This window comes from Pseudomonadota bacterium (assembly GCA_039033415.1).
Classification (GTDB): domain Bacteria; phylum Pseudomonadota; class Gammaproteobacteria; order Xanthomonadales; family SZUA-38; genus JANQOZ01.
Genome location: JBCCCR010000013.1, coordinates 157,308 through 181,700 on the forward strand (window position 1 = coordinate 157,308; position 24,393 = coordinate 181,700).

General features: G+C 57.9%; 25 protein-coding genes. 9 read left to right on the forward strand and 16 right to left on the reverse strand.

What is annotated here, in order from left to right; translation table 11 throughout:
* Both AAF358_12680 and AAF358_12685 read right to left on the reverse strand, forming a co-directional pair.
* A complete protein-coding gene (locus AAF358_12680; protein MEM7706407.1) occupies positions 1–1,209 on the reverse strand; it encodes a transcriptional regulator in 1,209 nt (402 codons plus the stop codon).
* A 26-nt stretch (positions 1,210–1,235) separates the two neighbouring features.
* On the reverse strand, positions 1,236–1,523 hold the full coding sequence (locus AAF358_12685) for a helix-turn-helix domain-containing protein (protein MEM7706408.1): 288 nt from the start codon (positions 1,521–1,523) through the stop codon (positions 1,236–1,238).
* Between the two features lie 218 nt (positions 1,524–1,741).
* Here AAF358_12685 and AAF358_12690 point away from each other — a divergent pair, with 218 nt between their 5' ends.
* Both AAF358_12690 and AAF358_12695 read left to right on the forward strand, forming a co-directional pair.
* The gene (locus AAF358_12690) at positions 1,742–3,070 is read left to right on the forward strand and encodes a kelch repeat-containing protein (GenBank protein ID MEM7706409.1); all 1,329 of its coding nucleotides are present in this window, start codon (positions 1,742–1,744) and stop codon (positions 3,068–3,070) included.
* A gap of 102 nt (positions 3,071–3,172) precedes the next feature.
* Positions 3,173–3,604 carry a YbaN family protein gene (locus AAF358_12695; GenBank protein ID MEM7706410.1) on the forward strand — a complete coding sequence of 144 codons (432 nt, stop codon included), beginning with the start codon at positions 3,173–3,175 and terminating at the stop codon, positions 3,602–3,604.
* Positions 3,605–3,620: 16 nt separating this feature from the next.
* On the opposite strand, the gene AAF358_12700 is transcribed toward AAF358_12695, so the two are convergent.
* The 9 genes from AAF358_12700 to AAF358_12740 all read right to left on the reverse strand — a co-directional run bounded on the left by AAF358_12700 (position 3,621) and on the right by AAF358_12740 (position 10,997).
* Positions 3,621–4,979 (reverse strand): cytochrome c biogenesis protein CcdA, encoded by a 1,359-nt coding sequence (locus tag AAF358_12700; GenBank protein ID MEM7706411.1) that lies wholly within the window; start codon positions 4,977–4,979, stop codon positions 3,621–3,623.
* A 4-nt stretch (positions 4,980–4,983) separates the two neighbouring features.
* Positions 4,984–5,670, reverse strand: a complete 687-nt coding sequence (locus tag AAF358_12705; protein ID MEM7706412.1) for a protein-tyrosine-phosphatase — start codon at positions 5,668–5,670, stop codon at positions 4,984–4,986.
* A gap of 39 nt (positions 5,671–5,709) precedes the next feature.
* Positions 5,710–6,084, reverse strand: coding sequence for a metalloregulator ArsR/SmtB family transcription factor (locus tag AAF358_12710; protein ID MEM7706413.1), 375 nt, complete (start codon positions 6,082–6,084; stop codon positions 5,710–5,712).
* Between the two features lie 120 nt (positions 6,085–6,204).
* Complete coding sequence (locus tag AAF358_12715; protein ID MEM7706414.1) at positions 6,205–6,873, reverse strand: hypothetical protein; 669 nt, start codon at positions 6,871–6,873, stop codon at positions 6,205–6,207.
* 83 nt (positions 6,874–6,956) lie between these two features.
* On the reverse strand, positions 6,957–8,294 hold the full coding sequence (locus AAF358_12720) for a hypothetical protein (GenBank protein ID MEM7706415.1): 1,338 nt from the start codon (positions 8,292–8,294) through the stop codon (positions 6,957–6,959).
* 115 nt (positions 8,295–8,409) lie between these two features.
* Positions 8,410–8,775, reverse strand: coding sequence for a cupin domain-containing protein (locus AAF358_12725; protein ID MEM7706416.1), 366 nt, complete (start codon positions 8,773–8,775; stop codon positions 8,410–8,412).
* Between the two features lie 100 nt (positions 8,776–8,875).
* Complete coding sequence (locus tag AAF358_12730) at positions 8,876–9,205, reverse strand: hypothetical protein (protein ID MEM7706417.1); 330 nt, start codon at positions 9,203–9,205, stop codon at positions 8,876–8,878.
* Between the two features lie 97 nt (positions 9,206–9,302).
* Complete coding sequence (locus AAF358_12735) at positions 9,303–10,199, reverse strand: hypothetical protein (protein ID MEM7706418.1); 897 nt, start codon at positions 10,197–10,199, stop codon at positions 9,303–9,305.
* 102 nt (positions 10,200–10,301) lie between these two features.
* A complete protein-coding gene (locus AAF358_12740; protein ID MEM7706419.1) occupies positions 10,302–10,997 on the reverse strand; it encodes a hypothetical protein in 696 nt (231 codons plus the stop codon).
* A gap of 201 nt (positions 10,998–11,198) precedes the next feature.
* Between AAF358_12740 and AAF358_12745 the strand changes: the two genes are divergently transcribed.
* On the forward strand, positions 11,199–11,615 hold the full coding sequence (locus tag AAF358_12745; protein ID MEM7706420.1) for a VOC family protein: 417 nt from the start codon (positions 11,199–11,201) through the stop codon (positions 11,613–11,615).
* A 23-nt stretch (positions 11,616–11,638) separates the two neighbouring features.
* Here the strand turns inward: AAF358_12745 and AAF358_12750 are convergent, their stop codons facing one another.
* From AAF358_12750 to AAF358_12760, 3 genes are all read right to left on the reverse strand, one after another.
* Entirely contained in the window at positions 11,639–12,136 is a 498-nt protein-coding gene (locus AAF358_12750) for a YdeI/OmpD-associated family protein (GenBank protein ID MEM7706421.1), read from the reverse strand.
* A gap of 33 nt (positions 12,137–12,169) precedes the next feature.
* Positions 12,170–13,324 (reverse strand): CpcT/CpeT family chromophore lyase, encoded by a 1,155-nt coding sequence (locus tag AAF358_12755; protein MEM7706422.1) that lies wholly within the window; start codon positions 13,322–13,324, stop codon positions 12,170–12,172.
* A gap of 228 nt (positions 13,325–13,552) precedes the next feature.
* Positions 13,553–13,780, reverse strand: coding sequence for a hypothetical protein (locus AAF358_12760; protein ID MEM7706423.1), 228 nt, complete (start codon positions 13,778–13,780; stop codon positions 13,553–13,555).
* A 63-nt stretch (positions 13,781–13,843) separates the two neighbouring features.
* Between AAF358_12760 and AAF358_12765 the strand changes: the two genes are divergently transcribed.
* The 3 genes from AAF358_12765 to AAF358_12775 all read left to right on the forward strand — a co-directional run bounded on the left by AAF358_12765 (position 13,844) and on the right by AAF358_12775 (position 17,083).
* Positions 13,844–14,521: a TetR/AcrR family transcriptional regulator gene (locus AAF358_12765; protein ID MEM7706424.1), complete on the forward strand. Its 678-nt coding sequence runs from the start codon at positions 13,844–13,846 to the stop codon at positions 14,519–14,521.
* Between the two features lie 64 nt (positions 14,522–14,585).
* Positions 14,586–16,091: an alpha/beta hydrolase gene (locus AAF358_12770; GenBank protein ID MEM7706425.1), complete on the forward strand. Its 1,506-nt coding sequence runs from the start codon at positions 14,586–14,588 to the stop codon at positions 16,089–16,091.
* Positions 16,092–16,093: 2 nt separating this feature from the next.
* The gene (locus AAF358_12775; protein ID MEM7706426.1) at positions 16,094–17,083 is read left to right on the forward strand and encodes a threonine/serine dehydratase; all 990 of its coding nucleotides are present in this window, start codon (positions 16,094–16,096) and stop codon (positions 17,081–17,083) included.
* 13 nt (positions 17,084–17,096) lie between these two features.
* Here the strand turns inward: AAF358_12775 and AAF358_12780 are convergent, their stop codons facing one another.
* Both AAF358_12780 and AAF358_12785 read right to left on the reverse strand, forming a co-directional pair.
* Positions 17,097–17,966 (reverse strand): AraC family transcriptional regulator, encoded by an 870-nt coding sequence (locus AAF358_12780; GenBank protein MEM7706427.1) that lies wholly within the window; start codon positions 17,964–17,966, stop codon positions 17,097–17,099.
* A 170-nt stretch (positions 17,967–18,136) separates the two neighbouring features.
* Positions 18,137–19,480 (reverse strand): serine hydrolase domain-containing protein, encoded by a 1,344-nt coding sequence (locus AAF358_12785; protein MEM7706428.1) that lies wholly within the window; start codon positions 19,478–19,480, stop codon positions 18,137–18,139.
* A 239-nt stretch (positions 19,481–19,719) separates the two neighbouring features.
* Here AAF358_12785 and AAF358_12790 point away from each other — a divergent pair, with 239 nt between their 5' ends.
* From AAF358_12790 to AAF358_12800, 3 genes are all read left to right on the forward strand, one after another.
* Entirely contained in the window at positions 19,720–21,198 is a 1,479-nt protein-coding gene (locus tag AAF358_12790) for an aldehyde dehydrogenase (protein MEM7706429.1), read from the forward strand.
* A gap of 70 nt (positions 21,199–21,268) precedes the next feature.
* Entirely contained in the window at positions 21,269–22,471 is a 1,203-nt protein-coding gene (locus AAF358_12795) for a DUF418 domain-containing protein (GenBank protein MEM7706430.1), read from the forward strand.
* Positions 22,472–23,767: 1,296 nt separating this feature from the next.
* On the forward strand, positions 23,768–24,393 hold a 626-nt coding region (locus AAF358_12800), incomplete at its 3' end, for a hypothetical protein (GenBank protein ID MEM7706431.1).

Here is a 24,393-nt window from a genome sequence, read left to right on the forward strand (position 1 = left end):
TTATTGAAACGCTTGCTGCACGCGACTTCGGATTCCTGAACCTCGAAAAGGAAATCGGGACAAGAAGCGTTCGGCCGTCATTGGAACCTCGTTGGACTGCATACGTTCCCGCCAATGCTGTTTGCGAGAACGATCGCCTACGGAGTCAGACGCCACAAAAGCAATGGCGTGCATAAATTGGTGGGCGGCAGGCTCGTTAGCGGCTGACTCGGAAACCGCCAGCGCTCTTTCATACTCTCCCATGATCAGGTATCCCAGAGACGCTGCGCCGTGCATGGCCCACCGCATGGGGTCCAGGGGACTGAGACCGGCGGCCCTCATGCCATCTTGCGCGGCGCGCCTGCCGTCATCCAGCAGCGCCTTCACCAGCGCCCGGGCATAGTATCCCTGCGCAAAACTGGGGCACAGCGCGAGCGCCTGTTCCAGATGCGGGCTGCTGCCAGCAACATCCCCAGAAAACCAGTAGACCCGGCCCACCGTAAAGTGCGCGTACGGGTCCTGTTCGTCCAGCTCGACGCTCCGCTCACCGAATCGCTTTGCTTGATTGAGTGCTGTCTTCTGATCAGACGTATAGCCCATAAACGCGTTCTGAGAGTGAGTAAACGAAAGCGCCGCGTGAGCCCGACAGAAGTCAGGCGCCAGCGCGATACTCCTCGCGAGCAGCTGAGCCGCTTGAGCGTTATCCTCACGAGTGAATCGATGCATCAAATCAAAGGCCCGGTGATAGCAACCCCATGCATCGAGCGACTCAACCATCTGGCGCCGGCGAACACGGCTTTCAAGCCGTGGGATCTGGCTGTCGAGCGCCGTGGTAATCGAACCTGCGGTGCGGTCGATCATCTCCTGCAGACCAGCCGACTCGCCTTCGTAGCGCCCGCCCCACAGAACGCTCGCGGTTTCGGGACACCACAGCTCTGCGTAAATCCGGACTCGCCCTCCCGCCAAGTAGCACTGCCCCGATAGCAGGTAAGCGACGCCCAGCTGGCGCGCGGCCGCCTGGCTATTGTCGACAACCTGCGCGCGAAATGATGTTTCACGTGCGATCACACGAAGCCATCTGAGAGTCGAGAGCGTGTGGATGAGCTCGGCTGCCAGAGCCCGTCCTACAAACGCTAAGGACTTATCGTCTGCCTGGGTTGCAAAGGGTATGACCATCAGAGCCGGTCTCTGCAGCATGGCGGAGTCGTCAGCACACGCTGCGGCGCTCATGACGTACCCCTTTTTGGGCACCGTCGTCAGCACCCGTTTACCGCAGCCCGACAGTGCCCGACGAATATCGCTGATGCTCGATTGATCGAGTCGTCTGAAACGGGCTGGTCGGGCCAAACCGATCGCGCCAGCTGCTCCCGGCCCACAATCGTCCCGGCGTTCTGGATCAGATAGGTCGCAACGGCCAGAGACTTGGGCCTTAGCCGACGGACAGCACCATTGACCACCAGCTGCCCACCGTCGAGCAGAATCTGATACTCGCCGCCCGCACCGCTTCCCGTTTGCGACGGGCCCGCCGGATGCTGGTCAGACACAGGTCGTGATCGCTGCCTCATAGCAAACCTTCTGCCACGGATGCTGTGGCGCCTTTCAGCTTTCTTTCAGGACTAAACGGCCTACCGTCCGTTAGGTTCGAGCTTATCTGAAATCAGCAGCAGCATTGGAGGACGGGATGAACAGACCAAAAAAACGCTCAACACCAATGACGTTGACCGCCAGCCTGCTGTGCTTTTGCGGACTCTCTTTACCATTCGTGTCAGCTTCTGAGACCTGGGAGACGGCCAGTGACCTGAACGACTCAAGAGTATTCCACAGCACCTGTGCCGCCGGGGGGTTGATCATCGCGTTTGGCGGGCAGAATGCCGGCGGAGGAAGTGGCATCGACTCAGTTGAGGCCTACGATCCCAACGAAGACACCTGGACGGCCAGGCAACCCATGCCGAATCCCAGGCTCGGCATGATGGTGGCTGAGGTCAATGGCTTCTGTTACCTGTTCGGGGGTGCGGAGGTCCCCGGCGCTCCCGCCGTTGCACTGACCGAACGCTATGATCCGGTGACCGACACCTGGACAACGCTGAGCAGCATGCCAACCGCCCGCGCGGTTGGCGCGGCGGCGGTTGTCAACGATCTGGTCTACGTAGCCGGCGGAGCCGCCACCGGCAATACGGCCAGCCAGGTCTTCGATGCCCTGGAGATCTATGACCCAGCCAGCGACACCTGGACAAGCGCGCCAGCCATGCCGACCGCGCGAGCATCCCTTGCCGCCAGCGCGATTGGTGAACGCATCTTTTACGTCGGCGGCGGGACGGCGGGCGTGTTGGCCTCTGATACGCCAGCCAACGAGATGTTCGATACACAGACGGGAACCTGGACAATCCTCGCTCCAATGCCCACACGTCGCGGCGAGCTCGCCGCGGCGTCGACTGGCAATACGCTGATCGCCATCGGCGGAGCCGATGGCCAATCATTGGTCGACGCCGTTGAGCGGTTTGACCCCGCTACCGGGGAATGGAGTGGCGCGGAGCCCTTGCCAACCGCACGCTGGGGATTGCGGGCGAGCGTTTTAGCAGGCCGGGTTTTTGTCACCGGCGGATCCTCAGAGTTTGGTTTTGGCCACAACTCGCTGTCCACCAACGAGGTGTTGGCCGGCCAGGGGCCAACCATCAACGCAGGTTTCAATGACGCTTGGTTCAATACGGAAACGCCAGGCCAGGGCTTCTTTATTGTTGTCTACCCCGACATTCCGCTGCTGTTTCTCGCGTGGTTTACCTACGACACAACGGCTCCCGACAATCCCGACGCGGCCACCTTGGGAGACGCCGGCAGTCGATGGCTGACGGCTCAAGGACCCTTCTCAGGAAACGAAGCAACGCTCGATATCTTTGTCAGCCGTGACGGCCGGTTCGACAGCAGTGAACCCGTACCGGTTACCGAGGCTGCGGGCACGATGACCGTGCGTTTCGAATCTTGCGGCTTGGGTTCCGTGAGCTATACCATCCCGGACCTGAACTTGACCGGTGAAATTCCGATCTCTCGTGTCGCCGAGGACAACATCGTGTTGTGTGAGGCACTGCTGGAATAATCAGCGAAAATTTCGCCCGACCGGGGTGGAGTGGCTAGCCCCAAATGCCACACAATAGGCGAGTTCTTTGGATGCCTTAGGCAATCGACCCAGAGGTGCGCCGTGGACTCGCCCCGTGACGTTAAGCACAAACGCGAAAACCCAAAGCCGTCACGCTATCCGCGGTGGCTGTTTCTTGGGCTGGGGTTTACGTTTGTTGGTATCGCGATGGTTGGCGTTGTGCTGCCCGTTCTGCCAACCACCCCGTTCCTGATTCTGGCGGCCGCCTGCTTTGCGCGGTCGTCAGAGCGCTGGCACGCCTGGCTGCTGCGAAACCAGACGTTCGGGCCGCTGATCGTGGCCTGGGAAAGAGATCGATGTATACCGCGCCGCGCCAAGGCCGCAGCGTTTACCGTGATGGCGATCGTAGGGACGAGCTCGATTGTGTTTGCGCTGGACTCCATGGCAGCGCGTCTGGGAACCGCCGCCCTTGTCGCCGTCGGGCTGATCACGGTGTCGATGATCCCCACCTGCTCCATGGAACGGCAGGAGTAACGCCAAGAAAGAGCGATTAAGGCTCGAGGAACAAGGCCATCTCGTCGGTTTTCAGATAGTCGGTGGTTTTGTACAGCAGGTTGCCGAGTGGGTCGGTGATCACAAAAAATGGCAGGCCCACCTTCAGTTCCTGAAACCTTGCGTCGTCCCGGTATTTCGCAAACGTCGGGCTGGTGTCGTACACCTTCAGCAGGACCGCGCCGTCGAGCGCCGCGTTCAGCGCAAGGTCCGAACCGGTCAGCTTCTCAAACTCTTTGCAGTTGGTGCACCAATTGCCAAAGAAGTCGATAAACACGTTTTTTCCCTGCAGCGCTGCCCGTTCGTAGGCCGCACTCTCGTCGAGATGCCAGGTGAGGTGGTGTTTGACCTCAGTCAGTCCACCGTCGGCGGGCGCCGCCGCGAGCTGTCCACCACCTGTTGCCACGATCGTTGGGAGCGGCACCACGCCGCGTAGCAGCATCGCCACGCCAACCACCGTTGCCAAACCCATCATCGCTTTCTTGACCCGTTCGGTCGGGAGCCGCTCAGCGTCCTGCCATTGATAGAGCGCCAGCAAAATCAGCGCACTGCCGGCGATGGTCAGTCCAATCTGCTGCTCGCTGAAGCCGAGAATCTCCAGCCCTTTCTCGAGATAAAGCCAGGCAAACCACACGATCAGGGTGGCGAGGAGCCATTGGACGTACCGCATCCATTTGCCGGAACTCGGCAGCTTCATGCCAAACACACCCAGCAGCAGAAACGGCAGCCCCAAACCCAGGCCAAAAAACAGCATCTTGCTGGATGCGGAGGTGACGGTGCTCAGGGAAACCTCGCCCGCGCTGGCGACCACGCCGAGCAGCACCCCCACCACCACCGGCCCAACGCACGCCGACGACAGAAGTCCAGCGCTTATACCCAGCACCATCGTGCCAAACGCGCCCTGCCCGGCCTTGACGTCCCGCGGCTGAAACAGCGGTATATGCCAGAGCTCAACCACTGACAGCGCGAGGATGAGAAACATCACGCCGATGAGCAGGTTAGTTGCCGCGTAGGTCATCACCTGGTTCAGCATTCCCCCGGTCAGCGCGGCAAGGACGCCGAACCCGACATAGGTAAGCACCAGACCCACGTAGTAAATGACCGGATGCCACCATCCCGGCGCGCCACTGCTGCGGCCCTGGATAATGCTGACTGTCACCGGGTACAGCGGGTAAACGCAGGGCAGCAAGCTTGCAGCTAGGCCGCCGAGAAACAGCAAGCCGAATGCCGTCAAGCTGCTGCCGCTGGCAGCAAGCTGCGATTCAATCCAGCCGTTCAGCGCGCCCACGCCACCCTGCGCCAGCGCGGCGCCTGGCAGCAGGAATGCAGCGGCAACAATCGTGGCGCGCGTGATCACGGTCTTACACGTTCACCTGGGAAAACAGCCAGAGCATCTCGCGACTGATCTGTCGACAACGCTCGTCGTAGGCGGCCGCTTCGCGCTCGGTTCCATCAAACGCTTTCGGATCCTCGTAAGGAATAGCGACACGAAAGGAGGCTCCCTCAACCGTCGGACAATTTTTGTCGGCGTCCGAGCACGTCATGACAGCGCAATAGTCGCTTTGCGGGTTGCTCTCGTGCATGTACTTCTTCGAGAAGGCCGTCATCGGCTCCTTGGCCTGCCCGCTTCGCACCTGATAGATCGGATTCGAAACCTCGGGCCCCTGCTCAATCTGGAAACCTGCGCGCTTTAGCGCAGCCACCGCCCGCGGGTTAAACGCGGTTGCCTCGGTGCCACCCGAAAACGTTTTCACCGCCGGCACGCCGTAATATTCGGCAGCCGTTTGAGCCCAGAGCTGAGACATGTGGCTGCGGCGAGAGTTATGCGTGCAGATGTAGGTCAGGTTGACCGGAAGGTCCGACTTAACCCGGGTTTGGATGTATAGCGCAATCTTCTTGAGCTGCCGCTTTCGGTCAGCGGGGATCTCGTCGACCTGCTCGAGAGACGTGGCGACATAGCTGTCGATAGCCGGGAAGAAGCCGGTATCCGCCGTCGCAACGGTTTGAACCAGGATAAGACCGGCGAGGGCCGCCAGGAAACGTTTCATTCGGATTTCCTCCAGTAAAGGATGGGGATTAGGTTGATGTCAGGTGATTTCAGCTGGCAGCACGGGCGCGGGGTTTGGCACACAGATCTCGCCTTGGGCGGCCAAGGTCTTAAGCCTGCACCTGTCCTGCTCAACCTGCGCTGCGCCGTGGCTTTCCGAGAGGTAGGCCAGCACGTGTTTGGCGGCCGTGCCGTTCGCGGCAACGAGTCGGTAATAGATCCAGGCACCTTCCCGTCGTGTGTCGACCAGCCCAGCCTGGCGAAGCGTCGCCAAATGCCGAGAGATCTTGCCCTGAGGCATGCCAAGCACCGCCACCAGCTCGCACACGCACAGCTCTCGCTCGCGTAGGAGAAACAGCAGGCGCAGGCGCGTGATGTCGGAGCAGGCTTTGAATACGTCGACGTCAGCAAGCATTAGAATTGGCGATTTAGATCATATACGGGAAAACGGATATCCGAATTTGAACAAACGCGAGCGGGAAACGCAAGGCTGCGGGGCAACCTTCAGATCAAGCGATGTTAGGTGAAACAGGTGTCAGGGAGATGCGGGTGGAGCCTCGGCGGCTTCCTCAGCCTCCAACACCCGGAAATCGCGATACAGGACGTCGTAATCGGGGAAGGCTTCGCCCATCAGCGTCTCCTCAAGCTTCTCGCGGAAGTTGATTACCGGGACGCCCGCGTTGCCGGGGGAATAAACAACGTTGGGGGTTGGACCGCGAAACTCGCGGCGATACCAGGCGAACAGACGCTCAGAAACCACGTCATCGCCGTAAGTTTCTGTCAGTGACTCAAACCTCTCGACGGCCTGTGCCTTCTCCTGGGCAGTCATGGCGCCCCAAAGCCGATTTTTGTCTGATACCGCGCTCGGGCGCCCGCGCGAGGCGGCCAGCGTCAGCCAGGCATGAGCCTGGGCCCAGTCTTTTTCAACACCTTTGCCTTCCAAATACATCAGGCCAACCAGCTGCTGTGACCGCTTGTCGCCCCACTTCGCCGCTGCCTGCCACTCCTCTACCGCTGTTTTGATGAATCCTTTCTTGAAGTGGTGCGTTCCCTGAAAGTAGGGATACGTTCCTGGCATCTGTGACCGGATGAACGTCGCTTCGGGATCTCTGCAGTTGCAGCCTGGCATTTCGGCAGCCGGCTGTGCAGGTAAAAACCCCGGAATCATGGTGAGCAGCAGCATCAAGAGTGATTTGTTAGGCATTGCTGGTTCGTAAGGCTTATCTCCCTAAATGATAGCGCGCCTTTTCTGAAATTCAATCGATATTTAGCAGGCCAAAACGCTCGTCACTGACACTGCGCCGGCAGGATCTTCTGGAGCAACAGCCGAATCGCCTCATACCCGGGCAGCACCGGTGAGGCGTCAACTTCGAGCGTATTGCAGTCGAGAAAGCTGAGGCGAACGGTGCCCCATACCTGACGCAACACGTCCTCCGCGCGGAAGTCCGGACCGTAGCTGGCGCCGCTGGTAATGGTCATTTCCAGCTCCACTTGCGATCCGGACAGGGTCCCCGCGCCAATCAGCCAAACCGGTGACCCATTGAGGTAGGTATACCAGGTCGCGACCAACGTTCTGCCGTCCTCCTCGATCGAGATCTGAAATCCCTCGCCGTCGCGCAGCGGATCAAAATACGTGCCGGAAAAATCAAAGCCAAGCTCCGCGTCGATTGGCGGCGAGGATGCCGATAGGATGCTGCAGTCGGCCGGTACCACGCGCGTCATCGACAGGTTTACGGGCACAAAGCCGGCCTCGCTTGGCGTTGCCTGCAGCGACACCCGATTGCAGTCAAGCACCGAGAACTCCACGACTCCCCAGGAGGATCGCACCACATCGGCGGGCAGGAACGCGGTTCCGAACTGTGCGCCTTCGGTGCGAACCATCTCGAGCACCGCGGTACCACCGATAATCGGGCCTGAACCGATCAGCCAGAGCTGCTCGCCGTTCTGATAGGTGTACCAGGTCAGGACCACGGTCTGCCCGTCGGGCAGCAGCACAAACTGAATGCCCTCCCCGTCTCGCGACGGGTCAAAAAACGTAGAAGAACTGGAGGCATCCAGCGACACCGGGGTGCCGCCGCCGCCAACCAGCCGGATTTCGCTGAGGGTCACGCGGCTGGACGCAACCAGATTCACAAACGCCACTGTGAAGCCATCCACACGCGTCGGATCAAAGGTGCCGCCAAAGGCGAGCAGGTCTCCCAGCGGCAGGCGATTAACGCCCACGCGTAAACCGTCGATCACGCCATTTGCCGTGACCCCCGTTTCGGCATCCACCACCGATAGAGCCAGCGATATCTCACCTGTCAGTGATTCAACGACAAACTCCATCGTGCCGAGCGTGCCGCCCTGTGTAATGTCGAAGGGCGTCGTGAAGTCATAGAAAAGGATGCATCCGCCGTCATCGGCCGGCAGGGTGCAGGTCATGCCGTTGTTGATGCTGCCGCTTGAAGCAGCGTCGTCGACGCCGAACAGCCGATTGCCCGTGATGGTCTCTGGCGCCGGCAGAAACCCATCCGCCTCGTCTTCGGTCACCGCCATCATCGGCGTGGTAAACGTATCAACGCTCAGCTGCGCCTGGCCCGGCGCGGCGATCGCCAGCAGCAAAATAGTGAGCAGAATTCTCATAGTCCCTTTCTCCAGAAGTCGTCCATTGCTCGCTCGGCCTGGCGACCAGGCCTTGCTTTAACAACAGCTACGTGGCCGGAGAGAAAAACCCGACATCAGGGAATAGGAATGGGTGCTACAGCCAGACGTCGTTGGGCGCTGTCAGGTCTCCTTCGACAGCGCCGGTATTGACGACACCTCTGGGTTCGATCAGCAGAATCTGGCAACGTTCGGTTGCAACGGGCTTATGCTCAACGCCTTTGGGGACCACAAACATCTCTCCCTGGGCGAGCGAGACCCGTCCGTCTCGAAACTCGATATCCAGCTGGCCACCCAGAACCATAAACACCTCGTCGGTGTCCGGATGACTGTGCCAGACAAACTCTCCTTCCACCTTCGCGACCTTAAACTGGTAATCGTTCATTTCAGCGATGACTTTGGGTGACCAAAGCTCGTCGAATTGGGAAAACTTATCCTGAAAGTTGATGGGTTTCAGATTCATGGATCTTCCGTCTGCCGATGTGTTGCCCTCGTAGTTTGCCCGATCGACAGCGGTCGTCTATGTACAGCCGGGCCTTCGGCTCGCCTTCAATTGCAGCGGCTCAAGACTTCGGCTTTGACATCGCAACCAGGTGCCCGACAAATTGACTGACGTCGACATGAGGGTGCGACAGGCAAACCGCGCCGGTGACCGAACCCCCATCGGGTTCCAGTTTGACCGACAAGGAGATGTCGAGCATCACCAGAGACTGGCTTCCCAGCAGCTCTCTTTGTGCGGCGGCGCGCTCACGCTTCGTGACCGCCAGGTGCCCCGCGGTCAAGCCCTCCCGCACTGCGTCGGGTTCCAGCGTGCAAATCCAGTGCGCGCAGTTCATCGTCAGCGCAAGCAACTGATCCTGCAGCCGAACCAGCTGCCCACGGTCGCTAATCATGTGGAGGATCTTGTGGACTTCAAGAAGGTGGTCTTCGGGCGCCATAACCCAAAGGTAGCGCGCCAGTTTCTCACTACCTGATAACGCTGAGCGAGGGCTAATTCAAGCGCCTGGGTCGCCCGTAAAAACGACAGGAGGCTGAGTCACAGGTATTAGCACCAAAGGAATCGGCATGCCTGATATTCAAGTAATACGGCCCCGAATCACCAAGAATTAAGCACTGGCTGTCCTCGGCAACTACGGCAATGAGGTTACCGCCTTCGACTCGACCCGAGACCTGGCAATCGGGATCGTTGGTCCCAAGCAGACTGAAGTCCCCGGGACATCGGCTCAACGAAACTTGCGCGCCCATTCCACTATTAAAGCCGCGATTCCAGCTCAAACCCCAAATCGAGCCAGGTGCCAGATTTGGATAAAAAGGAATCGCGACGTAGCCAAACCTGGGGACTTTGATCGTAGCCGGCCCTGCGCCCGGCCAAAGCCCCCAGACCTCTCGAAAGTTTCGTTTCGACAGTCCATCCGGAGGGTTAGTTACGAAACCTTTCTCAATATCGAAAAGTGTCGCTCGGCCGGCCGGTTCCGGCCCACAAAACGGGGGAGGCGGAACAAACCCATCAGGGGTGCTAAAAGTCCTGATGTCCACGGTGATCGAATCGAAATCGTTGAGACAGTCAATGAAAAACTCGGACGCCACAAATAACTGAAGCCTAATCTCGCCAGCGGTTGGGTTGTCTTCAAATGCAGAAACAAACCGCTCATCTCCGGCTGCGACACAAAAGGATCGACCCGGCAGAAAATTTTCGACGGTCCAGCTGATGGTTACAGGCTGCTCCTCTGAGACCTCAAGCCGGCTAGCAGACAACGCCGGCCTAGCATCGCGTTCAAACGAATCAGAGAAGATGGCCCCGGGAGGATCAGCGCTCGCAATCGAAAAACCACTTGGCCCCGCCAGCGCTGGTAACACGCTCAGGACACCCATCAGGAGCGTGTGCACTGACGCCAAAACCAGGAACGAGAAATCTAGGGTCTTCTGAGAGATTGCAGCAGGCCGTGCTCAGAGAACAAGTTGGGACCGCTCCTTGGGGCTTGTACTGCCTTACTGATTTCTCCCATAGCCACCCAGGGTTGACGTCTTGTCTTCAGGATCAAGAAAACTTGGAGATTCGAACGACTTGGGCCTGCGCATTTGCTTGAGGGCGATCGTATTTTGCGCCTCATTGCAAAGCTTGGTCTCCACCCACGCGGCAAAGGCCGCCGGTTGTGACGCCGCCATACTTGGCAAGTCCAATACGGCTGGTGGCTGATCGGGAACGCGTGAGGCCTTCACGAACTCCAACGTTGCGGCTTTACCCTCCGGACTTAGCGAATCGAGTAGTGCATCGAATTCAGCAACGTACGCCTCATAGTAGGTGGTTTGGGCTGACTGCAGTTTTTCTGCCACAGCTGCCACCTGCGGAGGATTCGACCTGAGTTCAGCTTTGTGGAGGTCGCACGCCGACTGATTGGCGGCCATTGACGCTTTGGCGACCCGGAACGCCATGTCACCTCTTTGGCGGGCAGTCTCTGACCGAAGGGCCTGCCAATCAGCGTCGCTTAAAGCGATCTCGCCTCTTGCGGCCCCTACGTACATCATGTGATTCACGCCGGCACCCAGCATGACGGTTTCCGCGTTCGGCGCATCAGACAGGGATCCCTGCAGCAACACCAGTTCTTCCGTCGCCGTATCTTGCCCAACGGACAAACTGGGTATAACCAAACAACATGAAATTGCTAGAAGTCTTGCGTTACGCATTGCGATAACCTCGATCAGTTTCTGGTCCTGCTCAAAAAACGCGTGGGCCTATGCCACGTCTTTAGTGTTACACAAACCGTCACTACCAACGAGGCTCATTATCGTCGTTTTTATCGATTTGAAACGCTATGTTTTGACGATGCGCACGAACCGTTGCCCATTGAGTTTTCAATTCATCAAGAACTCTGCGAACATCGCCACATGATTGCTTATTTGACTATTGGCGCCGACGATCTATCCGTCGCCAAGCGCTTTTACTCGGCCTTCCTGCCGGCCATCGGCTATCAGCTGGAAGTGCACGACGAAGGCCTTGCCTACACCCTTCCCGAACAAGTCGATCGTTTTGCCGCGCAGCCGGAACTCTACGTCGTACCGACATTTGACGGCGGGCCGGCTTCCGGGGGAAACGGCACCATGATTGCGTTTCGAGCGCAAAGCCAACAGCAGGTGCGAGATCTGCACGCGTCCGCTCTTGCGGCTGGCGGATCAGACGAAGGGCCGCCGGGATTCCGGGACCGCTATGGCCCGCGCTTTTATGTGGGCTATCTGCGTGATCCTCAGGGAAACAAGATTGCGCTGTTCTCCGACGATCCCGACGAGCCAGGGCGGGATGGGTAGCCTGCGATGACGCTCGTCCTGTTCTAACGAAGCGAGCCGTTTCTTTCGGTCAGCGCGTGAAACACCTCCGCGAGCCGTTTCTCAACGGTTGGGGCTCTTTTGGCGCCCGCCACATGAAAGGCCAGCGCCCGCTGTTTACCGGGTGTTAACGCTTCCCACAGCCGAGAGGCTTCGGCGTTTTCATCAAGCACTTTGACCAACGCTTCAGGAACGTCAACATGATCCTGATCGGCGATTCGAAATCGGACGTTTACGGGGTCTCCAAGCTGAAGACCGGCATCTTTTAGCAACGTCGGCGACACGATGAGATAGCGACGCCCGTCACCTGTCGGCATAAAAGCGCTAGCGATCGGTATTTCGGCGATTTCCCCGTCCACTCGCAAGCGTGGAAACTCATCAAAAGGGAGTTCTGACTCCAGCTCAGGTGGCATGAACACCACCCGGTACCAGACCTTCCTGGCTTTGCCGACGCCAAACTTTGCGATTTCTGATTGAAACTCGTGAGTGAAGTAACTATCCACGTTTAGAAACCACAGTCAGTCATCTGCTGCCATTTACCCGCCAGAGGGTTGCTCGGTTCTCCGCTCCTCAATCAGCGTGCGCCGCAGCAGCTTGCCGTCTTTCATGTATTGCGTTGCGCGCAGGCGCTCGTCTAAATCGTTGGGGTTTCGACTGATGATTTCTGACACGGAGATGCCCGATCCGTCCTTGAAGTTCATGGTAAAAGCGTAGGTCAGGCCACTGTCGTCAAGGTCCAAGTCTTTTGACCAACCTTCCAGCCGGTCATTGAAAAAGTGGAGGCGGTCAACGTTCCATTTGCCATAGCTTTCAATCACCTGCTCATTGCTCTCACCGGAACGATAGATGTTGAGCTGGTGAAAGTCGTATTCGTGGCCGTCAGGAAGAAAGGTCGCGACAATCTTGGTGGGGAACGTTTCCAGGACCTTCCCCTCCGGATCAACCCGGGTGAACGTACCCTCCCAAGTTCCTTCCATTCCGCCGCCCGCCGGCATTCTTCTCATCAGCTGTTCTTTTGAGATGCGATCGCCGTTGGCCATCTGTGGCTCGTCCGACAAGCGATCAAATCTCAGCCAGGAAAACCCGTCGATCTCTCCGCGGATCGATCCGTCGGAGATCATCATTGATCGGTCTCGATACAGGAGCCGATGCCGGGTCAGGATCATGTCGAACTCAGCGTAGACCGGCCCGCTGACAGGATGTTCGTATTTGCACGCCTGCGGGCGCATTCCGCCCTTGAACCGTTTGAGGTCAGCCTCCCACTGGAAGTAAAGATCGCAGCCGGAGGCTAAAGTGAAGTCTTTTGCCTTAAGCGCGGCCGCCGCTGAAGCGTCCATCAAAGGACGGTCGTAGGTTAGCTCCGCGGCGAAGAAGTGCTGAATGACGTGCACCTCCTGGGATTCCTCCAGCCACTCAAAGGTCATAATTCGCTGGCGGTGAGCCAGCGTCGGCTCGTCAGCTTTGATTTCTTGCAGAAACAAAACCGCATCGCCGAGCTCCGAGCCCTTCAGCCGATGGACTCTCATGTCCCGACTCAGGCGCACCAGCTCCGGAAACTCCGGCACCAGGCGATCTTGATGCAGCAAGACCTGCCGTTCGTTGGAGAACGAGCCGACCCAGTAGCCGATGAACCTTTCTAGCGTTTGCTCAGCAGAGTTGTTGACCTCAGTACGCTGTGCATCCGCTCGCATATGAAAAGACACTCCGACCGCAAGCGCCAACACTAACCAGCCCGTTGATATTGCTCGATTTGTCATATTTCTCCTGCTCTTCCAGCCTAGGAGCTGGATCGATCTGCCTACCTGGCAACCGTTGAGCTTCATCGTACGCTGCCCCTATCGCTTATGAAACCGCCAGGTTCACTATGAAAATAGTGAAACAGGATATCGATAAGCGAATATGACTCTACCAGTCTTTCGTCAAGCTCCGGCAACCGCGAGCGCACCCGCAATTGCCAGCAGGGCCCACCCAAAATGCCGTCCTCGGGTGGCCCACAGATTCCCCAGACTGCCGATCACGTAGATAAATGCCACCGCGTACGCCACCAGCAAGCGGTCAGCATCTAAGAATCCTGACGGGGTTAACAGCAGCAGCACTCCGGCAGCAAACCAATAGACGGCGCTGATCAGCATGACTGCCTGTAGCACTCGCTTTCCTCGCTGCGTTGGTGCTTTTGCGGGGCCCACAACTTTCTCTAAACCAAGATACCCGTGCACGATCGATATGAGGACTCCGAGCGTGCCCGCGCCGTAAAGCAACATGTCGTTCATTACATTTTCTCCAAACACTTGTGTATGGTTATGGAATATTCAGCCGACAAAGTCAAGACACTTGTGTATGGAATACCGATGGCACGGTTAACCGAACGAAACTGGCTCGATCATGGGCTCAAGACTCTCGCCAAGTCAGGATACGCGTCGCTGAAGGCTGCCACGATGGCCGAGAGCCTCGGCGTATCCCGCGGCAGCTTCTACTGGCATTTCAAAGATATTAGGGACTTTCAAAGGCGGCTACTGGAGCACTGGCAGCGTCAGACGACGGACGCCACAATCCATGACATGGAATCCAACGAACCGGAGGACTCGCGACTACTGGCGTTGATGACTCGCGCGTACGCCATGAAACCCAACCTCGAAAAGGCAGTTCGCGCATGGGCCGAATACGACAGGCTCGCTCAAACGCAACTAGCAAAAGTCGACGGTATGCGATTGAGCTATATTCGCCGGCTGCTGGTGACAGCCGGTCTTGACCAGGTGACGGCCGATCATCGCGCTCGTTTTCTTTACGCGGCTAGCCTTGGCGCCAGCGCTATTGCGCCAGCGGTCTCGCCGCCATTTACTCCGGAGAACCTGAGGGACCTGGCCGAAATGCTCACCCATTTACTTTGACATCAAGATATCTTTCGCCGAATGTAGCCCACTGGGTTCAAATTTTGCTGAGAGAACAATTGTTGTGAAAAAGTGGATCAAGCGAATAGCTATCACTTTCATGGGGCTGTTTAGCCTGCTGACTATTATCGGCATCGGTTTGTGGATGGTCGCCAGGCCTGAGTCGCCAGAGGTGCCACCAATCGGGGAAATCACGTTCGATCTCGATGATGGATCCACGCTGAATGGCGAATTCGCAACGCTTGAAGTTCCTGAGAATCGAAATAGGCCTGACAGTCGTTCAATTTCGATCGCTTATCTGAGGATAAAGGGCGATGTGGACAGCTCCGCCCCTCCCATGTTTCTGCTCGCGGGAGGCCCCGGCGGCTCATATATGGAAAACATGAACGGCGGCGGCATCACGGCAGCCATATCCGTGGCCTACATCAACACCATGCGCAAGTTTGGCGACGTGATCATCCCGGACCTCCGGGGTGTACATTACTCGCAGCCGAATTACCTGTGTGACGGAAGTGTCGGTTCATGGCCCGCAGTCCGGTCGGAAGAAGCGCTCAGAAACGTTTTGACGACAAGCGCCCGAGCATGCCGTGAAAATCTGGTAGCCGACGGATTTGACCTCGAAGGCTACACCGTTTTGCAGGCGGCACAGGATATCGTGGATCTTGCAACGCACCTCGGCTATGAAGACTTTCGCGTGATGGGCGGGAGTTTCGGCTCGCACCTGGCCATGACGTTGATGAAGTACCACCCCGACCGGATCGATCGGGCGATTGTCTACGGGGTTGAAGGGTATGACCACACTTACGACAATCCTGCGGCGGTGCGTGAAACCGTGACGAAGATAAGCGAGATGTCGGCCGGCGTTTGGAAAGCAGCGGGCCGAGAGGGCGATCCCTTGCTGGCCTTAGACACCGAAGTGGCTGCCAGCCTTGAGGGTGACGATAACCCGTCCCAGCTTTTGCCATTCGAACTGGCGTTGTTCGGCATGAACGGCCAAGGATTCAGCCTGTATAAGCGCGCCACCATGACGAGCTGGCCAAACTACGTTGCCAAGCTGATCGATGGGGGGCTGACGGGACAAGCGTTCTTCTTCAGGAACGCCGGCGGGTTGTTGCTTGCACCGCGCGGTTGGTCTGGTTCAGCGGTTGGATTATTCGACTGTGCATCAGGATTATCCAAGGCCCGCCGCGAGACGATGACCCAGGCAGATTCGCCCCTATTCAACCGGATGAGTTTCACCTATTACGATGCGATCTGCGCCGGCTGGAATGTTCCGGAATTGCCAGACAGTTTTCGTGAAGCCTCGCCTGTTACGGTGCCAACACTATTTGTGCAGGGCGACATGGATTTCGCGACGCCCTTTTCCAACGCCACGGAGACCATAATCAATTTTCCTGAGAGTCATTTAGTCGTGGTTGGCAACGGCTCACACTCAGCGTTTTTTGAGGCGCTGACGGAAACCGAAGAAATGCCACGAGTTGTGACAGACTGGCTGAATGGAAAAGCGCCCGCTACTAACCGTATTAATCTACCCGCCGTTGTCTTCGATTCGGTTGTGGCAAAGGATTAATCATGTCCGCAGCTGACATTGTCTCGTTTGCCTCGATCGAAGCCGCAGCCAAACGTCTAAACGGCTTCGCCGTTAGAACACCCTTGCTGACGAACGAGGCGTTGAATGTACAGACCGGACGACAGGTCTTCCTAAAGCCCGAAACGCTGCAGGTCGCAGGCAGCTTTAAGTTCCGGGGCGCATTCAACCGAATCAGCCAGCTTTCGGCAGACGAGCGCAAGGCTGGCGTGATCGCTTGGTCGTCCGGCAATCACGCCCAGGGCGTTGCCGCGGCGGCTAAGCTTGCGGGCACCCACGCCACCATCGTAATGCCTGAAGACGCGCCCGAAATTAAGGTCTCGAAGACCCGTCAATATGGCGCCGAAATCGTTTTCTATGATCGCTACAGCGAGAGTCGAGAAGAGATTGCCTACGCACTGGCTGACGAGCGCGGCGGAACGATCGTCCCCTCCTTCGATGATCGGCACATCATTGCAGGGCAGGGAACGACCGGGCTGGAGATCGGCCAGGACGTAAAAGCGCGCGGCACAGCGCTCGACGCGTTGCTCGTTTGTTGTGGTGGAGGCGGTCTCATCGCCGGGTGCGCCACCGCGATTAAGGCGTTTAGCCCGGACACCCAGGTTTTCGCGGTCGAGCCGGAAAACTACGACGAATATGCCCGATCGCTCAAAACCGGCCGGCGGGAACGAGCGGATACTTCCGTAAAGTCGATCTGCGACGCGCTCCTTTCACCCCAGCCTGGAGAGCTGACGTTCAGGGTCAATAAAGAGCTGCTTGCAGGTGGTCTGGTGGTCTCGGAAACCGAAGTGAAGCAAGCGATGGCCTTTGCCTTTCGGGAGCTGAAGCTGGTTGTTGAGCCGGGCGGCGCCGTGGCGCTCGCCGCGTTATTGTCCGGCAAATTGCCCGAAACCCATCGCACGGTTGGTATCGTTCTCAGCGGGGGCAACGTCGACCCTACCCTGTTTGCCCGCATTCTCTCGGAAGTCGACTGAACGCATCACAGCGTTACGACCGGATCGGAATCCACCAGCGGATGCGCATTTCCCCGAGCGGCCGAAACGGCACCGGAAAGTAGGACGCGATATCCGGTTTCTTCGAATCGCGCTCGTAGCCGGTGTCTGCAAACCACGACGAGTAGATGTATCGGTTGGTCTTCATCGATGTTTTGTAAGTGCAGTGAAACTCAGCGTAGTTGGCGGAGGGCACGCGGTAAATCTCATAGCTATCGTGGGACGACATCGCAGTCTCAATGCCGAGTACATCGATGAACGCATCACTGCCTTTCTCCTCCTGGGGAAAATAGGCGGTCAGCATCGGCGCATGCGTTTTGGCGCCTGGCTGGCTCGCGTTATCGTCAATCAGCTTGGTGTAGTCATCAGACTTCACGTAGGTCTTCCAATACTCCGGGCCATCTTTGACAAACTCATCAAACGAAAAGGTTTTGCTTTTTCCGAGGATGTTGAAGGAAGGTACATCGACGATTGAATAATCCATGGTGTCTCCTAGATCTTTGCCGGCCGGAAAAGTCTTCCTGCCAAATGCTCTTAGATGAACGGTACCGGCTCGCGCGGCGCTGGGGTTTACCCCGTGAACCCGGCGAAATGCCCGGCTGAATGCGTTTGGCGAATCAAAGCCGTACTTGCCACCGATGTCGCTGATCCGCTGAGTGGTGCCGATCACCTCCGCAGCAGCGAGCGTAAGCCTGCGCATTCGTATGTAGTGCGCGCACGAGATCTTGAAGGTGGCAACAAAAACGCGATGAAAGTGATACCTCGAACAGCAGGCCACCCTCGCGACGTCGTCAGTGCTGATCTGACTTTGCAGATTCTGCTCAATGAAGTTGAGGGCCGCGTTAAAGCGCTTTGGCCAGTTCATGGGTCGGTTTCTCGTGGCGAGGGCAGACAATAGCCGTTGCCACAGATCGCCGTCTCACCTTTTCTTGCGGAATCGAACGAGGCTACGCCAATCTGTCTGAGCAATGGCCGTTCGATTTGTCGCGGCCAGAATCCGGAGGTTGTAGCGGCGGCTTGCCGCTCAGCAGGTCATCAGGGTGCGCTCATGGCCCCCACGCGATGAAATACAAACGCCGACTGGCTCGTCGGGTCACGCTGCCGGCAAGTGAACGACTCATAGCGGTTTTCGAAGGTACACAGCCAGTCCCAGATCGACAGATAGTAGACGCCATCCTCTGTCTTCCTGAAGGCAACCCGGCTTTCGTTCTGGACATATACGATGCCGCGCTCGGTCCGCTCAAGTCGGATGTCCCAGCTGAATCTCTCGGGTTCGTATGCACCAGCGATTGCGTTGAGCTCATCCTCTGCGACCTCCTTTTCCGCCAGCAATCTCACCGGGAGCTGTTTGACCGGATTGCCTCGAAAAAGCTCGGTGATGTCCCTGTTGAACGTACCTGGCCACGCCGAATTCGAGGACAGCGTGACAACGGTCAAGTCTTCGTTAACGTCGTAGTAGACCTGCGCCAGCGCGCCAGGGGATCGGCCGGTGATGCGGATATCGCCATCCTCAGGCATGGCAAACAGTGCGCTATGGATCTCATCAGACATTTCCGTACCCCTCAGGGTCGTGCGGAAGAACCGGAACAGGTCTTCGGCGTTCGCGTACAAAGATCCCCCGCCGACCCGATTGGCGGTGAGATAAGGCGTGGCCTCGACCCGGCTGCCGACGGTAGCGCCCGGCGCATAGCGATGGGCCATGGACGTCACGGTTTCATAGGCGGTCTCATGCCCTACGGACGGTAAACCTCGTTCGGCAATTTCCTGTTGAATGTAGTCGGCATAGGACCTGCCGGATGCCGCTTCGATCACCGCAGCAGCGATTGCATAGCCGCCGTTGGAATAGCGGCTCTGGCTGCCCGGTTCAAAGTCCAGCGGCTCGGCCGCGAGACCGCTGACGATCTCTTCGAGCGCCAAGGGTTCCTGCATATCCATCCACGCCAGCCGGTTGGTGTGCGGGATTCCCGCGGTGTGATCCAGCAGCTGGAGAACGGTGATCTCTTTGCCCCGCGGGAAGTCGGGCAGAAACTGTGATATTCGTGAATTGAGCGCCAACGTTTCCTCCGCGACCAGCCGTGCGATGGCCGCCTGAGTAAACTGCTTGGATAGCGACGCGATTCGAAACCGTGCGTCCACAGCCATTGGCAGCCTATGACGATAATCGGCAAAGCCGAAAGCCTCATGGAATACGATGTTCTCGCCACGCGCGAGCAGCACCACGCCGTCGAAAGCCCCGAAGTCCACGTATTCCCGGACATAGGTTCGAACGGCTTCAGCGTACGTTTCGTCCGTTTCCGGCTTTTCCTGTTGCGTTCGATCGGGCAGCGCGCAGGACGCAGCGCCGCAGATCAGCAAACCGGTCACCATTTTGCGCAGCATCGCCTCTTCCTTAGGTCATCGTCAGGCACCACGTAAGACGCACCTTTCGAAAAAGCGTTACAGGATTGGGCGAACGCCACAGAACCGTCGGGAACCACCGCTTACCGCGATTACCACCCTCGGCTATCGTGCTATGAAGCAGCCTTATAGGAGCAGTTGGCGTTTCTATTGGACAGGCGATACAAAACAACCCATCGTCCGTGTCCTCGCTTCTGTATTCGAACACCAAGGAACCCTCAATGACGGCCTCCCATGCCAGCAGCATCGACAGCACCCACTTTGGTCAGCTCTTTATCGACGGTGTCTGGGTTAACCCCAGCACCGACCGCTTGATCGAGGTGGTGTCCCCAATGACCGAGGCGGTTGTCTTTCGGGTGGCAGAGGCGGTGGAAGCGGACGTTGACCTGGCAGTTGCCGCGGCACGGGCGGCTTTCGACAAGGGCCCGTGGCCAGGCATGACGCCTCAGCAGCGTGGCGATGTGTTGGCGGAATTTGCCAGGCAGCTCCGTACCCGCAAAACCGATTTTTCGACGGCCTGGATGGAATCTGCCGGCGTCATCAAGGGCATGGCGGCCAGTTACCCTGAATACTCGATCAGTAACGTTGACCGCGCGGTCGCCCAGGCCGCCACTTTCGAATTTGTCGAGAAGCACGAATCGGCTAACGGCGCGGCCCTGCTGGTGCGCGAGCCGGTAGGTACGGTGGCGGCGGTGGCCCCATGGAATGCCCCACTGGCCACCATGCTCACCAAAATTGCTCCGGCCCTGCTGGCAGGGTGCACGGTGGTCATGAAACCGGCGCCGCAAACGCCCATTGAAACCTACATCCTCGCCGAATGCGCAGAGGCAGCCGGCTTCCCGCCCGGCGTACTGAATCTGGTTACCGCTGAACGCGCAGCCTCCGATCACCTAATTCGCCATCCGGACATCGACAAGGTGAGCTTTACCGGCAGCCTGTCCACGGGCCGCCATATTGCATCGGTTTGTGGCGACCGCATCGGCCGCGTGACGTTGGAGCTGGGCGGGAAGTCTGCCGCCATCGTGCTTGACGATTACCCGCTGGATGAGGCGGCGGCCAGCCTTGTGTCAGGTCTGTGTGTCCTCAGCGGACAAAACTGTGCGGCCCTTACCCGGGTGATCGTTTCTCGAAAACGCCACGATGAGCTCGTTGAGCTTCTGGCCAAAGAGATGCAAACCGTAACCATAGGCGACCCCTATGATCCCGAGACGAAGCTTGGGGCAATCACCATGAAAGCCCAACTTGAGCGCATCGAAGGATTTGTCGCCAAAGGCGTTGCGGATGGCGCTACGCTGGTGACTGGCGGCAAAAGGCCGTCCCACCTGTTGACCGGCCTCTACTTCGAGCCCACCCTGTTCGCCAACGTCGACAACACCATGACTATCGCTCAGGAAGAAATCTTCGGCCCGGTGCTGTGCGTTATCCCGTTTGACGACGAAGACGATGCTATCCGGATCGCCAACGACTCCTTGTTTGGCTTAGCCGGTGCGGTGTATACCAACGACAGCGACGCGGCCTACCGCATTGCCCGCCGGCTGCGCACCGGCACGGTGGGCCAAAGTGCGCCGTCAGCAAGCTTTGCCGTGGCGTTTGGCGGATTTAAGCAGTCTGGCCTGGGGCGGGAGGGCGGCACCGAAGGCCTGCACGCGTACCTCGAGCCGAAGACGGTCCTGCTGAAAAACCATCCTGCTGAAATTTAGTGCCGCGGATCGTCCCCTTTTCCTCATAGCCCAGTTACCATCTCGTGTTGCAATCGCTAGGCTGAACGCTATGACCGCAGGATTAGCGCCCGACCCAACTCCGGATCAGGCCGCGCCCACATCGCTAGCCGAGCGCATCAATAGCCTTGACGTGCTGCGTGGCTTTGCGGTGCTGATGATATTCGTCGTCAACATCAAAATGATGGCGAACGGCTACAACCATTACGGTGACCGAGCCCTGTGGGGCTCCGAAAGCGGTCGTTTGATCGGCTACCTTCACAACCTCCTGGTGCACAGTAAATTCGTGACGATCTTCACCGCGATGTTCGGCGCGGGCCTGGCCCTCCTGCTCGCGCGGGAGAATCCGGTTTCGCTACCGATCGTCCTGAAGCGCCTTTTCTGGCTGGCGGTTTTCGGCGCGATCCACCTCATATTCATTCGCGAAGGCGACATACTCATGCAGTATGCGCTGGTGGGATTCCTGGCGATCTTCTTTGTGAACCTAAAGGCCGGCGCCCTGCTCGCCCTAGGGATTGCGCTCCAGGTGGCCCTCTTCATCGCAGCGATCGTGTTCCCAGTGCAATATGACAACCTTCCGCTACTTTGGCAGGAAGGCCCGGATATGCACCTTGAGGTTCAGCAAATCATGCTTGGATCGCTGGCCGAGCAGATCTCAGCGCGCATCGATACTTTACGTTTCTACATGTTCGATCTGTTTGTCCTCGGCAGGGACTGGCTCGACAAACTGTCGGTGATGCTCATGGGGATGGGGCTGCTAAAGACCGGGTTTCTGACGGGTAAGTTTGCGCCGAAGACCTATTGGAAGCTGACGGCAGCCGGAGCCATCTGCGCGCTGGGCCTGGTGGCGGCCCGTCTGCTGGGCGTGGGCGACTCACCGTTCGAGGGGCACGTCATTGGAGCTCTCTGGGTCCTGCACCGATTCGGTGGGGCGCTGTTTTGGTCCGCGCTGGCTGTTGGTCTCGTCGCGGTTGGTTGGAAGGCCAAGGCTTTGGCGGCTGTCGGCCGGACGGCCTTCACCGTCTACATTCTTCAGTCGGTGATCGGACTACTGCTGTTCTCCAGCCTGGGGTTCGGCCTCTTCGGCCAGCTTTCGCTTGGCATGCTGACGATCATCACCGCGCTGGCATTTGCCTTCTTTCTGATCGCCGCCCCGCTCTGGCTCTCCAGGTTTCGGTTCGGCCCGTTGGAGTGGCTATGGCGTTCATTGACCTACGGTGAGATTCAGAAGATGTCACGTAGCTCGACATCGTGATGGTGTGATTAATCCCTTTGCCGCTCCTGCTCAGCCGCTGAGCTGATCATTTTTCACTGTCGTTGCTCCTAACGCCGCCAACTGCTTCCAGGCGGTGTCAGAAAACGCCAGTAGCAGTATCAACAAAGCACGACAGATTTTCTGCTTTGAACAATGGCTGGGAAGGGCACGCGGTGGCATATTTGCCCCGAGCGACCACCCCAGCCAACTAAGCCTCTCCCAGAATTTTCCAACTGCTGGGGTAGCCGCCTTTTTTGTTTGGTCAGCATCGACGCCCCTGAAGTCCACTACCGGTGGGACCAATGAGCGGGGCCACCCTTCTTACAACGCTGGCGTTTCCGAAATCGCCTGCAACTTCGGTTCGCCTGCGCCAAAGTAAGTGACGCTCCTAGTCAGCAAAGAAAGGGCTACCACCCTTTTTACGCATTGCATTGATATGCCTGTTATTCATTCACACTGAGGTCAAGCTCAACATAGGGCTAAACGAAGCTATCAGTCACCTATTGGGATTTCCGTGCACCTGTTTCGACCCAAGATATAGTCGCGCAAGCACCCAAGCATTGGGACCGCACCTAATACTTACCCACGGGTGACTGTGCGGCTCAAGGAATCCTAGCTGTCGACCGCATTTGCCAACAGGCCGCTCCTTCATGTCATGTCTTTGCACAGGGGGTGCCTATTGATGCGCCTTCCCTCACTGTGATTTATCCAATAGCTTAATTTGGTGCCTTACAAAGGCTGAATCCATTAGACGGTAGGTCTCACTCGGAGCATGCCATTTGGCAATAGAAATGGCCCGATTGCACCAGATCAGAGGTGATTTCATGACCCGTAACAGGCTCATTGTAACGACGACGTTGTTGATTCTGGCAAGTCTCTACCTACCAAAGAACTCCACAGCTCAAGGCCCACCCCGGGGCGGCCCACCACCGAGACCGCCCGCCACAGCCCATCCTCCGGCTGGCGGAACGGAGGGTTTTCGCGCGCTGCCCCCCGGGCACCACCGAATCGCTCATCAGGGAATCAACTACTTTTTCCATGAAGGCCGATTTTTCGTGCAGGCTGACGGTTCTTTTCGCGACGCGGTTCCGCCACTCGGATTGGCGGTTCCGTCACTTCCGGGGAGCGCGAGGCAAGTGAATATTCGGGGCAAGAGGTTTTTTGAGCTCGGTAACGTTCGCTATGAAAAAAGTGGCAGAGGATATCGCGTGGTTGCGATCTTGTAAGAAGTGCGTAGCCTGGACAAGCCGGCATCTCGAGCTGAGCTTTCTCGATAATTTTCAGATGGAGTGAAATATGCTAGCAAGAACGGCTGTAACGCTGTCGTACCTTTTTCTGTTGATGAGTATCACGGCGTGTTCCGACGAGCAAAATGTAGAAGCGACCGCGACAAAAACCGTTGAAGCAGCCGCACCGAGCAGCAAGTCAACTCAAACGGCTATCCCTAGCTCACCAACCGTACTGGAGTTTGCCGATGCTGAGACGCTGTTTGTGGCCGACTCCGCACGAGGCAGCATAGTTGCCTATAAGCTTCCCGAATCCAGCCAGAGCGCAGCCCAACCTGCAGCGTGGAACCTCTTGGATCTGGATGCCCTATTGATCGACGAACTTGGCGCAGCGCCTAGAGGGATCAAATATCACGACTTGGCGGTTCACCCAAAGACCCAGGAGGCTTATATCTCTTTGTCTGCCAGCGTCGGTGGGAAAGCGCAATCGATGGTGGTAGCAGTATCACGTGAGGGAGCGGCAATGCAGCTGGACCTCGAATCGCTGCCTAGCCAGCAATTCGTTCTGGAGAATCCGGCAGACGATGGTGTTTCATTCTGGCGCGATATTCCGGCAGCCTCATTCACCGTAACCGATCTCGACTACAGGGACGGCGAACTCTATGTGTCCGGACTATCGACCGGCGAGTTTGCGTC